Raw genomic sequence first — 15,028 nt, 5'->3', positions numbered from 1 at the left:
TAAATTTGTAAAACTATGAAACAATTACTTTTACTTCTCACTTTCACATCTTCATTTATTGTCGTCTCTCAAGAAAAACTACAAATGATTACAAGTATTTCAGGCTTTCTTGAAAAAGAACTAGGAATGATTAGTAATGAAGGAAATCAAGTGTATGGAGGAGGGGGACTGCACTCAGGGTTAAGGTTTATCCAAGATAAAGGTATGTTAGATGCAGTCTTCGTTTATCAATTCTCTACTAATGTGAATTATTATGCGCATGCCGACAGCTCATCATTCGACGGAAAATATTATAAAGATTATGATTCCAATGGAAAAGAAATAAGATTATATAAATCCCTCTTAAGGAGTCATTTTATGGGACTTTCTTTAAAATATACCTTTGGGAATTCCAGCAAAGTTATAAAACCTTTTATCATGACGCAGATACTTTCCGAAATAAGTACAAATTACAAAAATGGATACTTGCTCGAGGATTTTTATATCCCAAGAGAAGAACCATGGGGAGAAGGAAAAAAGTTTGATCCTTTTTATTCACACCTTTACTATTCTACACCTTTAGTAAGCAATCTTACAGCAGGCATAGACATTCGCTTAATGCAGAACTTTAATTTGAATATAGGCGTTGGATATGGTTTTCGCATTATGAAAGTGAAATCTGCAAAATGGAAATCGGACGAGGATTTACAGGAGAAAGCTAAAAATATCCCAACAAAGAATGTGTATTCCCACATGCTAGATTTTGAACTGGGTGTTAGTTATGCGATTCCTATGAAATCGGGTGGAAAATCTAAGGAATAGTTTTTATGAGTACTGGCTCAACCCATATAACACCAAATAAAGTAAACATCATCTCCGAAGGTGGCATAGACAACGTATACAACCCTTGCTCCAACTACAACCTCCGCCCAGTGGATGAAATGACACTCGGCTTTACAGGTATTGCAGGTTTCTTATTTTGGGACGGCAGAGGTAAAAATGCCGATAGCATCAACAACCTGTACCTAAATTTATGGAAAAATACCTTCCGTGCCCTCAACCACATGAATGGCGATGATGTGATTGGAACGCTGAGCCAAGGGTTGGGGCAGTGGAATCATTACAGCTCAAGCATATTCCCAAATAGCAAAAAATATGAAATAGAATTACAAAGCTATATCTCAAATAACAAAACAAAGGCAGTTGGCTATATTAAAAATAATACATATAATGTTTTTACAAGAGGAGTAAATCAACCTTGTTCAAATAGTAGTTTTAAGAATGATGATAGATACAATTCATTTTATTCAAAGAAATGGAATAAACCTTTGTTAAATAAGCGATTACGAATTGAAAACCTAAAAAACAAAACAGATTATAAAATTGAATGGTATTCAACTTTTGGTAGTTATCCAAATGGATACATTAAATCGGATTGTCAAAAAACCAATAAGAAAAAAGGAAAATGGGGAATTACATTAGAGCATCCAGAATTAATTTTAAATTATTCGCTCAATTTAGGAGGTTTGCCTGTTGTTTGGTTTGTTATAAAAGAAGGCTCTTGTTCGAACGGAATGATAAAAAATGAGGAGTTAAAAGAAGACGAATACAATTATCAATATAAGACAGTTAAGCAGGAAACAATCACAGAAGATGCAATACGAGTTTATCCAAATCCGTTTGATAATGAGATAATTATTTATAGCCCTAAAGATGATAATGCTGTACTACAAAATAGTTGGGGTGAAGAAATTGAAAAATGGAAAATCGTAGAAGGCGAAAGTACTTTTATTACTACAAACTTAGCTCCTGGAGTATATTTGTTGAGATTTATAAACCAAACTGTTGTTTTTAAAATTGTAAAGTTATGAAGAAGTTCCTTGTTTTTACCATAATAGTAATGATAAGCTATTCATTTTTATGTCAGGAGAATAAAAAAAGATTGTCAATTAATATAGATGAATTTACTAATCTTCGCATGTTTAAAAAAACAAGTGGATTATATGCCTCTTTTGAGAATTTAATATTGTTAAACACAGGGATAGATTTTTCTTCTGACAATATGGGAATATATTTAAGTTATGGACTTAATTCCAATCTTTCAAGAGGTCAAATAACTAAACCTTTTATGTTTAATTCACATATGTTGGGAATAAAATATAGTTATTCTATATTGAATAGAGAAAGAAAAATTCATCCTTTAATTACCATTGGAATACTAAGAGAAATCACATCAAGTTATAAGAATAAATTTTTAGATGAAAATTATTTTACACCTGTTTTGATTCCATTGAAAAATGATCACTTCTCTGGAAGTCATGGTGGTTATTCAGGATATCACAATTCAAGCTTTTTTTACATTACAACTCCTCTGTATATTTATTTAGATATAGGGATTAATTTTAAGATAAATAAATACTTTGCTTTTAAATTATCTACAGGATATGCTATGCAATTACTAAAATATAAATATTTAAAATGGACACCAGAACAAGATTATTCGGAGATGCTTAAAAATACTTCCACAAAAAATCAAATCTTTCATATAGCTAATATCAATTTAGGATTATCCTACTCATTTCCTCTCAACTCAAAAAAAGAAAAATAAATTCCGTATGCTTATTTTTACTTTGTATATAACATCAGATAAAGTAAACATCATCTCTGAAGGTGGCATAGACAACGCATACAGTGCTTGTTCCAACTTCGACCTGCGGAGTGTGGATGAAATGACACTCGGCTTTACAGGTATTGCAGGTTTCTTATTTTGGGACGGCAGAGGTAAAAATGCCGATAGCATCAACAACCTGTACCTAAATTTATGGAAAAACACCTTCCGTGCCCTCAACCACATGAACGGTGATGATGTGATTGGAACGCTGAGCCAAGGAGGTGGGTATTGGGAGCATGGGGCGCAGCAAGCTGAATATACAGGGATTCTAAAAGAAAGATATTCAATAGAACATCAATACTATACCTCATTTAATAAAAGTCTTGTTGTGGGATACATCAAAAATAGGAGTTATAATATACAAACAAGAGGAAATATCGGAAGTGATTGTAAAAATATAGTTTTTAATAATGTAGCAATCGAATCTCCAAGAAATACAGAATGGAATGATGTAAATAAGGCAGATCGACTCAGAGTAAATAATTTAAAAACCCATACTGATTATAGGGTTGATTGGTATTCTTCTTTTCGAGATAGTAATAACGGATATATAAAAAGTGATTGTCTTCGAACCAATAAAAAGAAAGGAAAATGGGGGATAACACTAGAATACCCTGAATTAACTGTTAGTCATACAGGAAACTATGATCTTCCTGTAGTTTGGTATGTTATATTTCAACAAAATTGTAATACAAGTTTGATTCAACAAAGCAATCAAGAACAAGGCGAAAAATTAATAAATAAAAATTTATTATCAATAAAAAATATGGATGAGAGTTTGCCAAATGTTTATCCCAATCCATTTCAAAATTACATTTTAATCCAAAGCCCCAAAGATGATTATTTTATATTAAAATCTATAGAGGGGAAAATAATTGAAACTTATAATATCAAAGCTGGAGCTACTAAGATTAACACGATTAATTTGAGTAATGGTATATATACCATACTGTTTGTCAATCAAAATCAAATTTTTAAACTCATTAAGCTATGAAAAAATTAATTACTTTCATCTTCCTATTTTTTACAGTCATTGGATATGGCCAAAGAAGCAATGTTAAATTAGTAACTAAAGTTTCTTATGGTATATATGCAGATTTATTTTCAAATCATGGAGTTATTGTTAATTCAGCTATTCTGGGAATAGGAGTGAATTTTGAAAATAAAATAGGGGAATGTAATACTTACCTAACATATAGTCACTTACATCATTACACATCCATATTGTATAGTGGACATTTTTTAGGTATATCTATCGAGCAATCTTTTCTAGAAAGCCAAAAACGTTTTCGCCCCCTAATAGGTATTACCGTATTAAGTGAAATATCTAGTAATTATAAAGAAGGATTTTTACAAGGCTCTACTTTTATAACTAGAGGTACTCATGCCAAATATCCAAAATCTAATGGAAACTCTTCTTCGTATATGTTTAATAGTTCAGGTTTTTATTATAACACTATTTTGTTTGCAACATTCTCTACAGGGTTTAATTTGCGTATTGTTAAAGATTTGTACTTGAATTTTTCACTTGGATATGGATTACAAATTATGAGATATAAATATTTAGAGTGGAAAGATGATGAGGATTATCAAGAAATTCTCAAAGATATACCTATGAATAAGCAAATGCTTCATTATTTGAATACACAGTTAGGACTAAGTTATAACTTTCCTCTCAAATCTTCCAAAAAATCCAAGGAATAGCTGTAAATTCGTAACACTATGAAACATTTACTTTTACTCCTCACTTTCACATCTTCATTTATTGTCGTCTCTCAAGAAAAACTACAATTAATTACGAATATTTCTGGCTTTTTTGAAAAAGAAATTATAAGTAACAAAATGAGCCAAGTGTATGGAGGAGGACTGCACTTTGGGTTACAGTTTATCCAAGATAAGGGTATGTTAGATGTAACTTTAGTTTATCAATTCTCAACTAACGTGAATTATTATGCAGATGCAGATAGTACAGCATTCGATGGGAAATATTATCATGATTATGATTCAAATGGTAAAGAAATAAGATTATATAAATCCCTCTTAAGGAGTCATTTTATGGGGCTTTCTTTAAAATATACCTTTGGAAATTCCAGCAAAGTTGTAAGACCTTTTATCATGACGCAGCTCCTTTCCGAGATAAGTACAAATTACAAAAATGGATACTTGCTCGAAGACCTTTATATCCCAAGAGAAAAGCCATGGGGGGAAGGAAAAAAGTTTGATCCTTTTTATTCACACCTTTACTATTCTACACCTATGGTAAGTAGTGTTTCGACAGGCATAGACATTCGCTTAATGCAGAACTTTAATTTGAATATTGGTGTTGGATATGGTTTTCGCATTATGAAAGTGAAATTTGCAAAATGGAAAGCCGGCGAGGATTTACAGGAGAAAGCTAAAAATATCCCAACGAGTAGTGTGTATTCCCACATGCTAGATTTTGAGCTAGGTGTTAGTTATGCGATTCCTATGAAATCGGGTGGAAAATCTAAGGAATAGCTGTAAATTCATGAAACTATGAAGAATAAAAATATTTTCTTTTATTATAGTATTGTTTTCAAGTACCATTTATAGTCAAAATGATTATCAATATTATGCTTCTGGTTCACAGTCATTTAATCATTTATTTACTACCACGAATACGACGCTTAATTTAGGAGTTAAATTAATTTTCAAAAAAACTTCATTAACCCCTTGTTTTAGTTATATGTATAGTGGAGTTGTCAATTTTACAGGCCATCAGGATTATGGACAAAAGTTTAAGGCATTTGAATTAAATAGCCATCAACTTGGTTTTGGATTGAAATATGAATTTTTACCAGTGAAATCCTTTTATCACCCTTATTTAATGATAAATATTGATACTGAAATATTTTCTAGCTATAGAGGTAAAGGATTGATTTCGACTTATGAAGAAAAAGGGACTCAAGTTAACTTTTCTCCTTCCGATATTGTTAGAAAAAAAGGTCATTACGCAGGTGGTAGTCATGGAATGGGGAAATATGTAACCGATTATTATTTTACAAATAATTACATCTCAACTCCTTTAGTTGGAAGTTTTATCATAGGGAATGAATTTAGACTTTTTGAGAATTTTTATATCGAAATTCAGCTCGGCTATATGTTTAGAGCTTTTCGATATTTTTACAACCAGTGGTTACCAGGTGAGAGTGCACCTCCTGTAAATGTTGTTGATACGCATCGTTTGAAGGATACTCCTCATGGCACAACGGTGTATGAACATTATTTCGAAATGGGGTTGGGATTAAATTATTCGTTTTCTTTTAAATCAAAGAAAGAAAAATAAATCTATTATGCTTATTTAAAAAACATACTTAGTATCCATCCCAAACCCAGGAATCGCCAATGTCTTTTGCTAATTAATCTACTATAAATGACCGTTTATACCAGCTATAACTATGATAAAAACAAGAAGAGTTAAACCAATTATAATTAAGCTAAGATAACCTAATAAAATAGAGAGAAATGCATGGAAGTAGCTTTTAAACTTCCCATTGAAAAATTGTCCTAACACCCAAACACTGTAAATTATCCCAATAAATGTTCCGATTATACTATAATCATGGGAAGTGCTATAATTTATAATTAAAAAAATAGAGGAAATAAGCATTTGTATTCCACCAATGTAGAATAAGACGACGGCTACTTCCCAAAATGAATAAGAATGTTTTCTAAAGAATATATATTTTACCCAAAAGCTTATAAAGATGCTAAATATGATGTTGATGTAGCTGATGTAATCTTTACTTTTCTTAAGTAATTCCATTACAGCTTCATTATCGTGAAACTCTTTCGTTTTTAGCTCAGAAGATTCTGAAATAGAGAGCCCAGAGGGAAATAGAAAATTATCCATAATTCCAAAAATAAATGTGCAGACAATGAGAAAAGTTATGGGTTTAATAATCTTTTTTCTATTTTCCAGTAGGAATATGCGTGCGGTTTTACCAGGTCGAATGATGAGTTCCTTAACCGTATATAGAAATCCCTTTTTGAGGTTAATATTATCAGCTATTTCACTAAAAATAAAAGTCCCATTGATTCTAGGGAGATTTATTTTTTCTCCACAATGTGCACAATAATTCTCAGATACAGGTTTCCCACAATTTTTACAAGTAGTAGTCATATTTTTAGCAGGTTTAAACCAAATAAGCTCTAGATTCTTTACTGATTTCTACTTCTACACGCTCTTGTAATGTGGTGGATAGAGTTAAACCTACAAAATCACAACGAATAGGATAATCACGATGTTTCCTATCTACCAAAGCTACTGTCTTAATACTCTTAACAGGCTGCTCTAAGATTTTTGTTAGTGCATATTGCATGGTTCTGCCGGAATTTAAAACATCATCAACTAATATCACCATGTGTTTATCTAAATCACTTGTTGGAATGGTGATGGATATATTTTTATTTAAAGGATTCTTTTTATCTATCTCTAATTCAGCAAGGATGACCTCTTGTTTGTTAATTGTTTTTAACCTTCTGGCTATTGCTTCGGCAATTTTATATCCATTTCCTTTAATCCCAATAATAAATAGTTTACTCTCCTCAAAGCTATCTTCTGCAATTTGGTATGCGATTCTATCTAATTTTTGAGTTATCTGCTTTTCGTTTAAAATTTGAGTAATCATATTATTTCTTAATAGAGTTTAACCATTGTTGATATTTTGTCGCATTTACATTATGTTGTTGTAATGTTCGTGCAAAATTGTGCAAACCACTATAATTGGGTTGGGCACACATATAAAGATAATCATTATTTTCAGCATTCAAAACAGCATCGACAACTTTTGCAGGTGGGACGTAAATTGGTCCAGGGGGTAACCCCGCATAGATGTAAGTGTTATATGGGCAATCGATATCTCTATGTTTATAGGTTAATCGTTCTACTCCATCTAATTCTCTTCCCCAACAATACCGAAATGTAGGGTCTGATTGTAGTTTCATTCCTATGCGAAGACGATTGAGATATAAGCCTGAAATAGTTCTCCATTCTTCTGGATTTCTATTTTGCTCTTGGTAAACAATTGAAGCAAGTGTAACGGCATCGGACTGACTCTTTAAACCTTTTTGATGCAATTTTTCTATTCTTTCTGCTGTCCAAAATTTCTTGAAAGAGGATGCCATACTTGAAACAAATTCTCTTTCATCTGTATCCCAGTAGAAGCGATATGTGTCTGGCAAAAATAAAGAGATGATACGGGCTTTTGTGAACCCATATTTTGCCAAAATTGAATCAGCAAGGATATAATTGATAAATTGAATGCTATCCATTTCTATATTTCGAGACACCTTACCGGCTATATCATAAATATCACGACAGTTATTAAAAGTTACTTCAACTTCGACTTCCTTGTTTCCATTTCCTAAACGGTTCTTGGTAAATCCGTTTAAAAGCGTTTTGAAATCTGTTTTAGGCTCAATAATATATTTCCCTGGCCCTATCATTTCGCCTTTAAATTCCTTGTATTCAATTACTGATTGTAAGGATTTAATATTGTTTTCTGTGATGATAGAGTTGTCAACTAATAATTGAATGAGTTCATCAACCGTTTGTAGGGAAGAAGGGATATAAAAGGCAACTTTTTCTTGATTAATAGTCTCCTTTTTGGCGCCAAAGTAGGCATTAATCGAAGTGCATGAGCTAATAATGAAAGTGATCGTTAAAAGAATAAATAAGTTACTTCTACTACGGAGCTTTACAGTCATGATTTGTTATAAAATTTTTTGGTAAAAATAAGCATCATAAGTCTTCCCTGAACAATAATACCATTTCTTTTTAACACCTATCTTTTCATATCCCGACGATTCAAATAATTGGATACTTGCTTTGTTATCTGATCGGATTGTACAAAATAATTGAATAAAATCAAGGTGTTCTTTTACATAAGATTCCAATAACAATAAAGCTTCTGAGGCATATCGCTTTTCGCGATGATCTTTGTCTATTAGAATCCCTACTCCAGCTCGTTTGTTCTTAAAATCTATTTGGAATAAGTCAATATTTCCTATAGGAGCATGTGCATTTAAGCAAATCATTAATCGCAATTGAAGCGTTTGTCGAATATCACTTGCTATTTCGATATATTGCTGTATTTGTGCTAAGGAGTAGGGAGCTTCTGTTTCACTATAACGCCAATTCTCACAATCATTTTCCCAGGATAGGAGTGTTGGAGCATCTTCTTTTTCTAATTGACGTAGATATATTTTTTTGCCTAAAAACATAACTCATAAATTTATTTCACCTATAAATACTTTCTCGGCAGGACCTATAAGGTAAATAGAATGAAATGTGTCTCCATCACGTTCACCAGTAACTCGTAGTTGTCCCCCTTTTACATTTATTATAACATCGAAATAGCTGCTTTTGTTTTTGTCTGCTACTGCAAGGGCAACTGCGGTAGCTCCTGTTCCGCATGAGTATGTTTCATCTTCTACACCACGTTCATAGGTTAGCATTTGAACTTTGTTGGGACTTAGTTCTTCAACAATATTCACGTTAATTCCGTCCTTTTTATATGTATCGGAATAACGAATTTCTTTCCCATATTGAACAATATTTTCATTTTCCAAGCAAGAGGTGAATCGAATAAAATGAGGACTTCCAGTATGGATAATATAATTGTTATCTTCAATTTTAAGAGAAGAAACGTTAGACATTTTGAGAGAAACCAGGTCTTCATGGATGCTGGCAGAATGTACGCCGTCAATAGCCATAAAAGAACATGTATCACAAAATAAATTTAACGATTGAGCAAACTTAACTGCACAACGCGCTCCGTTTCCACAAAAACTCTTAGAACCATCCGAATTAAAATACACTATTTCAAAATCCAAGTCAGGATGCTTAAAAATGAGAATGAGTCCATCTGCACCAATTCCAAATCTTCGATGACATAGAAAACCTATTTGTTCATTTGTTAATACAAAATCTTCTTTTTGATAGGAGGTACAATCCACCATGATAAAGTCGTTTCCCGTTCCATGGTATTTAGTAAACTGTATTTTCATCGCAATTTAAGTGCTTGGAATCGATCAGATTTATGTAGGGTAAGACTCATTGATTCCGAATTAAAAAACAATTGATCTTCATCTTTACTTTCTTGAAGGGAAATATGTTCATTCGGGTTAAAACCAAATAATTTCAACTTATTTCTAGAGAGAATATATCCAGTCAAATTTAAAGGACTCTCCCAAAATTCTATCGTAATTTCATTGGAAAAAGATTTACTCTTTACATTTAAAATTTCGACCACATCTGACGAATCAGATTCTAGTTTTTTGAGATGAATGTTTCTTTTGGCTACCATTTCTTCTCTTATAATAACCTCCTCTAATGAATCCTTCGGATTATTTTCAATTTTAGTTAAAATGCTGTCATTGTGTTTGGTGGAAGAAGTATCAACTATTGGGACTTTTATGATATGATTTACTTTGATAGTATCTTTAATAATTTCTTTCTGAATACGCTCTATAAAGATCTTTTGCTCTTTGTGACTTGCACTGTTATAAAAGAATATATAACCTAAACCAATGCCCATTAATAAGCCAGTCAAAACCAATATAATATAAAAATATTTTGGGCGCATGTTGAAATAAAAATCAAAGGTAATAAAATTTCGATTACCCTAAAAGATAATAGCTTAACAAGTTTTAACAGTGAATGTTTAACAATTTTATATGTATGGCGTTAATATTGAAGAAAGAAAATAGTCTTAAAAATTTAGAAGTTATGAAAAGAAACATAAAAACAATCGGATTAGGAATTTTAGGAGGACTTTTACCATTAGGCGTGTATTTGATGATAAATTCAACTTCTCCTTCATTTAATGCAATGAATCAAAATAATGATTTGCAAACGAATATTCCAACTTCTCAAGTTAATTTTCTACCATCGGAATTAGATGGAAAATTAGATTTTACAAAAGCAAGTGCTGAGAGCGTCCATTCAGTTGTACACGTTAAAACAAAAACAATACGTTCTTTTGTACAACGCGACCCTTTTTATGAATTTTTTTATGGACCTGGAGCAGGTGGCAGAGAATATAAACAATATGGAGCAGGCTCTGGTTCAGGAGTGATTGTTACAGAAGATGGTTATATCGTTACGAATAACCACGTGATACAAGATGCAAACGAAGTGACAGTTACTTTAGATGATAATACAACGTATGATGCAAAAATTATAGGTACCGATCCGTCAACTGATTTAGCAGTTTTAAAAATTGAAAAATCAAACTTGAGAGCTATGCCCTTAGGAAATAGTGACCAAGTGCAAGTAGGACAGTGGGTGTTGGCTGTTGGAAATCCATTTAATTTAAACTCTACAGTAACAGCGGGAATTGTATCAGCGAAAGCTAGAAATATCAATATCATTGGAAGTAATAATCAAGATAATAATGTTATTCCTATTGAATCTTTCATACAAACAGATGCAGCTGTAAATCCTGGTAATTCAGGAGGTGCATTGATTAATGTAAATGGAGAATTAATAGGGATTAATACAGCAATAGCTTCCGAAACTGGTAATTATGCTGGTTATTCTTTTGCCATTCCTTCCGAATTGGTTGCTAAAGTTATGCATGACCTAATTGATTATGGTATAGTTCAAAGAGGTTTCTTAGGTGTGCAAATTCAGGAGATAACCCAAGAATTGATGGATGCTGAAAAATTAAAAGATGCAAAAGGTGTTTATGTTGCAGGAGTAAATAACGGTTCTGCTGCCGATAAAGCAAAAATTAAAAAAGGTGACGTCATCCTAAAAATAGGAGCAAATGAAATCACATCTGTATCTAAGCTACAAGAAGAAGTAGGAAGAAGAAGACCAGGCGATAATATTCCTGTGACTATTAGAAGGGGAGATGAGGAGTTAGTCTTAGATGTGATGTTGCGCGATAAAGATGGAGGGACAAAAATCACTACAAAAGAAGAATCCAATGCAACATCTGCTTTAGGAGCTACTTTTACTGAATTAACAAAAGAAGAGAAAAAAGAATTAGGAATCTCAAATGGAGTAAAAATATCTTCTATTGCTACAGGTAAACTTAGATCCGTAGGATTGACAGAAGGAACTGTAATTACGAAAGTAAATAATGAAGATGTTACAAGTGTGAAGCAATTAGTAGAATATCTTAGCAATAAGAACAATAAAGGAATCTTACTTGAAGTGGTTACAAAAAGCGGAAAGAAAGATTATGTTGGTTTTGGACTGTAACTAATTTTTTGAATATGCGTTATAAATGACATCCTTGTAATCAAGGATGTTATTTTTACGTAAATATATTGGTTATCAATATGTTATAATTTGTTGAAAATTATATTTTGTAGAACCATTTTAAAGGCGTAACTTTGCAGCACTTGTTTAATAAATTTAAGTTTTAAATAAATATGAGACAATTAAAAATAACCAAATCAATCACCAACCGCGAAAGTCAATCTTTAGATAAATACTTACAAGATATTGGGAAAGAAGAGTTAATCAACGCTGATGAGGAGGTTGAATTAGCTAGAAAAATTAAACAAGGTGATCAACGTGCACTTGATAAGTTGACAAGAGCAAATTTAAGATTCGTTGTCTCTGTAGCAAAACAATACCAAAATCAAGGATTAACTTTGCCTGACTTGATTAATGAAGGTAATCTTGGATTGATAAAAGCAGCTCAAAAATTTGATGAAACCAGAGGATTTAAGTTTATTTCTTACGCCGTATGGTGGATTCGTCAATCTATTTTGTCTGCATTAGCTGAACAAGCTAGAATCGTTAGATTACCATTAAACCAAGTTGGTTCTTTAAATAAAATCAATAAAGCATTTTCTCGTTTAGAGCAAGAATTTGAAAGATCTCCTTCTGCTGAAGAATTAGCTGAGGCATTAGAGGTTCCAGAATACAAGATTAAGGAAAGTATGAACGTTTCTGGACGTCATGTTTCTATGGACGCTCCTTTATCGACAAATGACGATGGCGGTACTTTATTGGATGTGATGGAGAATTATGATGCACCAAAAGCAGATAATTTATTGATGGTAGAATCTTTACAAAGAGAAATTGAAAGATCGCTATCTACCTTGACAGATAAAGAAAGAGAAATTATTCGTTTATTCTTTGGAATCGGTATGAATCACGGGCTAACCTTAGAAGAAATTGGCGCTAAATTTAATTTAACGAGAGAACGTGTTCGCCAAATTAAAGAAAAAGCAATTAGGCGATTAAGACATACTTCTAGAAATAAACTTCTAAAAGCATATTTAGGATAATGAAACATAGGCTGCTAAGATTTAGTGGCCTTTTTTATATTTTTAATTAATACATAAACAAACAACAAAACATGGATGCCCTTTTAAATGGTTATGAAGTAGAGCTAGATGCTCACATTAAAAGAGAGAGAGCAGGAATTAAACTGGCTCAATTTACTGGTCAATTATTATATGATAAAGGTGTTGAATTAGTTCTTTTTAGAAACCACTTGGATGGTTTAACTAATTCTGAAATTCTTAATTTACATGAGTATTCTCGAAAAGTAGTTGAAAAACCAATTGATGTTTATACTACTTCTATGCTTGCAGAAGCATTGATGGATATGGACCTTGCACCATCTAAGTTGGATATTGGTAAATTGGCATACGAATACCTTGAATCTAATGGGAAATATCCAGATGCGTCTTCTTTCCTAAAAGATACTTTAAAAGATTTTCTAGGTCATGATAAACACCAGTTTAAACCTAAAGATGTTATATTATTTGGTTTTGGTCGTATTGGTCGTATTGCTGCCAGAGAGTTAATTAAACAAGCTGGAAAAGGTCAACAACTACGTTTGCGAGCTATCGTAACTAGAGAAACTACACCAGATGTTCTTTTAAAGAGAGCTGCTTTGTTTAAAAATGATTCTGTTCATGGAACTTTTGATGGAATCGTGGATGTTGATGTGGATAAGAAGGTAATGACTCTAAACGGTATGAAGGTTTTAATGCTGGAAGCTAAAAACCCCGAAGATATCGATTATACTGCTTATGGCATTAACGATGCACTTGTAATTGATAATACAGGTGTGTTTAAAGATAAAGAAGCATTATCTCGCCATTTAAAGGCAAAAGGAGTTTCTAAAGTTATCTTAACAGCACCAGGTAAAGAAATGCCAAATGTTGTTTATGGTATCAACCAGAAAGATATTAATTTGGATGATGATGCTATTGTTTCTGCTGCATCTTGTACAACAAATGCTATTTCTCCTATTTTGAAAGTCATCAATGATAGTTTTGGTATTGTAAAAGGACATATAGAAACAGTTCATGCTTATACAAATGACCAGAACTTGTTGGATAATATGCACAAGAAACCGCGTAGAGGACGTTCTGCTGCAATTAACATGGTTATTACTTCCACAGGAGCAGGAAATGCAGTAACAAAGGTTATTCCTGAGTTAAAAGACAAATTAACTGCTAATGCGGTACGTGTACCAACTCCAAATGGCTCATTAGCTATCATGTCCTTAGAACTTCAAAAGGGAGTAAACTTAGAAGATGTAAATAAAGCAATTCGTTATGCGGCTTTGAACGGAAACTTAGTGAATCAGATTTACTATTCTATTGATGAGGAATTAGTTTCTAGTGATATTATTGGAAATACATGTTGTTCTGTTTATGACGCACCTGCAACTATTGTATCTAAAGACAATAAGAATGTAGTCCTTTATACATGGTATGACAATGAGTTTGGTTATACAAAACAAGTAATTCGTTTAGCTAAATATGTTGCTAAAGTAAGACGTTTAATTTACTATTAAGCGATAAAAAAAATAAGGAAAGGGCTATTGCAAAATAGCCCTTTTTTTATGCTCTTTTTAACTTTTTGAAAAGGAGTAGAAAAACTCCTGAAAGTAGCATGAATATGTTGAAGATAGCTGCTAACCATTTTATTCCAGAAAAAACACCAGTCATGTATGCTATAGTATCTAGACGTTCGGGGAAATTATAAAGTAGTATTAGTATCCCTGTATTCTCCATATAGTCAAAAATTAAAATAAATATAGGAAGTCTTGCGAAGGATAATTTTCCAAATAGTCTATAAATACTCAGACATAAAAATGACGTGTAAATGAGTGGATAGATTACATCATTTGTACATTCATTAATAAAATAACGATTTTGTTCTAGTTCTGTAAATTGATTTAGCGCAAGATAAGCTTCATCAGCACTGTAAAAATAATTGAGATCCAATGGAGTTCCTCCATGCGATGCCATTAAAGGGAATAATATAAAATTAAATAGTAACGACACTCCAGCGAGTAACCAAATAATTCTAGGTTTAGAATAATTTATAATATAATAATCAATCTTTTTGAGCATATTTATTTTAGATTA

The 15,028-nt window shown here is 32.1% G+C and carries 17 protein-coding genes; 10 read left to right on the top strand and 7 right to left on the bottom strand.

The features are described from left to right. The first annotated feature begins 15 nt into the window (after positions 1–15). The 7 genes from M9897_09515 to M9897_09485 are packed head-to-tail and all read left to right on the top strand — an operon-like array spanning position 16 to position 5,957. Entirely contained in the window at positions 16–801 is a 786-nt protein-coding gene (locus M9897_09515) for a hypothetical protein (protein MCO5269119.1), read from the top strand. 5 nt (positions 802–806) lie between these two features. Further along, on the top strand, positions 807–1,850 hold the full coding sequence (locus M9897_09510; protein ID MCO5269118.1) for a T9SS type A sorting domain-containing protein: 1,044 nt from the start codon (positions 807–809) through the stop codon (positions 1,848–1,850). Next, positions 1,847–2,587 carry a hypothetical protein gene (locus M9897_09505; GenBank protein MCO5269117.1) on the top strand — a complete coding sequence of 247 codons (741 nt, stop codon included), beginning with the start codon at positions 1,847–1,849 and terminating at the stop codon, positions 2,585–2,587. The genes M9897_09510 and M9897_09505 overlap by 4 nt, the downstream gene beginning before the upstream one ends. Before the next feature lie 7 nt (positions 2,588–2,594). Continuing rightward, on the top strand, positions 2,595–3,644 hold the full coding sequence (locus tag M9897_09500) for a T9SS type A sorting domain-containing protein (protein ID MCO5269116.1): 1,050 nt from the start codon (positions 2,595–2,597) through the stop codon (positions 3,642–3,644). Beyond that, positions 3,641–4,354: a hypothetical protein gene (locus M9897_09495; protein ID MCO5269115.1), complete on the top strand. Its 714-nt coding sequence runs from the start codon at positions 3,641–3,643 to the stop codon at positions 4,352–4,354. The genes M9897_09500 and M9897_09495 overlap by 4 nt, the downstream gene beginning before the upstream one ends. 18 nt (positions 4,355–4,372) lie before the next feature. Beyond that, a complete protein-coding gene (locus M9897_09490; protein MCO5269114.1) occupies positions 4,373–5,149 on the top strand; it encodes a hypothetical protein in 777 nt (258 codons plus the stop codon). Positions 5,150–5,201: 52 nt separating this feature from the next. Next, positions 5,202–5,957, top strand: a complete 756-nt coding sequence (locus M9897_09485) for a hypothetical protein (protein MCO5269113.1) — start codon at positions 5,202–5,204, stop codon at positions 5,955–5,957. Positions 5,958–6,038: 81 nt separating this feature from the next. Here the strand turns inward: M9897_09485 and M9897_09480 are convergent, their stop codons facing one another. Genes M9897_09480 through M9897_09455 form a run of 6 tightly spaced genes read right to left on the bottom strand, consistent with a single transcriptional unit; the run spans position 6,039 to position 10,212 of the window. After that, entirely contained in the window at positions 6,039–6,794 is a 756-nt protein-coding gene (locus M9897_09480) for a DUF3667 domain-containing protein (protein ID MCO5269112.1), read from the bottom strand. A 13-nt stretch (positions 6,795–6,807) separates the two neighbouring features. Then, a complete protein-coding gene (locus M9897_09475; protein ID MCO5269111.1) occupies positions 6,808–7,302 on the bottom strand; it encodes a phosphoribosyltransferase in 495 nt (164 codons plus the stop codon). Between the two features lies 1 nt (position 7,303). Beyond that, entirely contained in the window at positions 7,304–8,380 is a 1,077-nt protein-coding gene (gene mltG / locus M9897_09470; GenBank protein MCO5269110.1) for an endolytic transglycosylase MltG, read from the bottom strand. A gap of 6 nt (positions 8,381–8,386) precedes the next feature. Then, positions 8,387–8,896, bottom strand: a complete 510-nt coding sequence (locus M9897_09465) for a GNAT family N-acetyltransferase (protein ID MCO5269109.1) — start codon at positions 8,894–8,896, stop codon at positions 8,387–8,389. 3 nt (positions 8,897–8,899) lie between these two features. Next, positions 8,900–9,682: a diaminopimelate epimerase gene (gene dapF, locus M9897_09460; GenBank protein MCO5269108.1), complete on the bottom strand. Its 783-nt coding sequence runs from the start codon at positions 9,680–9,682 to the stop codon at positions 8,900–8,902. Beyond that, complete coding sequence (locus M9897_09455; GenBank protein MCO5269107.1) at positions 9,679–10,212, bottom strand: hypothetical protein; 534 nt, start codon at positions 10,210–10,212, stop codon at positions 9,679–9,681. The genes dapF and M9897_09455 overlap by 4 nt, the downstream gene beginning before the upstream one ends. A 191-nt stretch (positions 10,213–10,403) precedes the next feature. On the opposite strand from M9897_09455, the gene M9897_09450 reads away from it, so the two are divergent. From M9897_09450 to M9897_09440, 3 genes are all read left to right on the top strand, one after another. Further along, the gene (locus M9897_09450) at positions 10,404–11,885 is read left to right on the top strand and encodes a Do family serine endopeptidase (GenBank protein MCO5269106.1); all 1,482 of its coding nucleotides are present in this window, start codon (positions 10,404–10,406) and stop codon (positions 11,883–11,885) included. 173 nt (positions 11,886–12,058) lie between these two features. Then, positions 12,059–12,925 (top strand): RNA polymerase sigma factor RpoD/SigA, encoded by an 867-nt coding sequence (locus tag M9897_09445; GenBank protein MCO5269105.1) that lies wholly within the window; start codon positions 12,059–12,061, stop codon positions 12,923–12,925. Positions 12,926–12,996: 71 nt separating this feature from the next. Further along, on the top strand, positions 12,997–14,451 hold the full coding sequence (locus tag M9897_09440; protein ID MCO5269104.1) for a glyceraldehyde-3-phosphate dehydrogenase: 1,455 nt from the start codon (positions 12,997–12,999) through the stop codon (positions 14,449–14,451). A 46-nt stretch (positions 14,452–14,497) separates the two neighbouring features. Here the strand turns inward: M9897_09440 and M9897_09435 are convergent, their stop codons facing one another. Continuing rightward, positions 14,498–15,013 carry a hypothetical protein gene (locus M9897_09435; GenBank protein ID MCO5269103.1) on the bottom strand — a complete coding sequence of 172 codons (516 nt, stop codon included), beginning with the start codon at positions 15,011–15,013 and terminating at the stop codon, positions 14,498–14,500. Between the last annotated feature and the right edge of the window lie 15 nt (positions 15,014–15,028).

The sequence above is a fragment of the Brumimicrobium sp. genome, from assembly GCA_023957385.1.
In the GTDB taxonomy this organism is placed as follows: Bacteria; Bacteroidota; Bacteroidia; order Flavobacteriales_D; family Crocinitomicaceae; genus Brumimicrobium.
The sequence above is the reverse complement of the archived record's forward strand: the minus strand, read 5'-3'. Positions and strand labels throughout refer to the sequence as shown.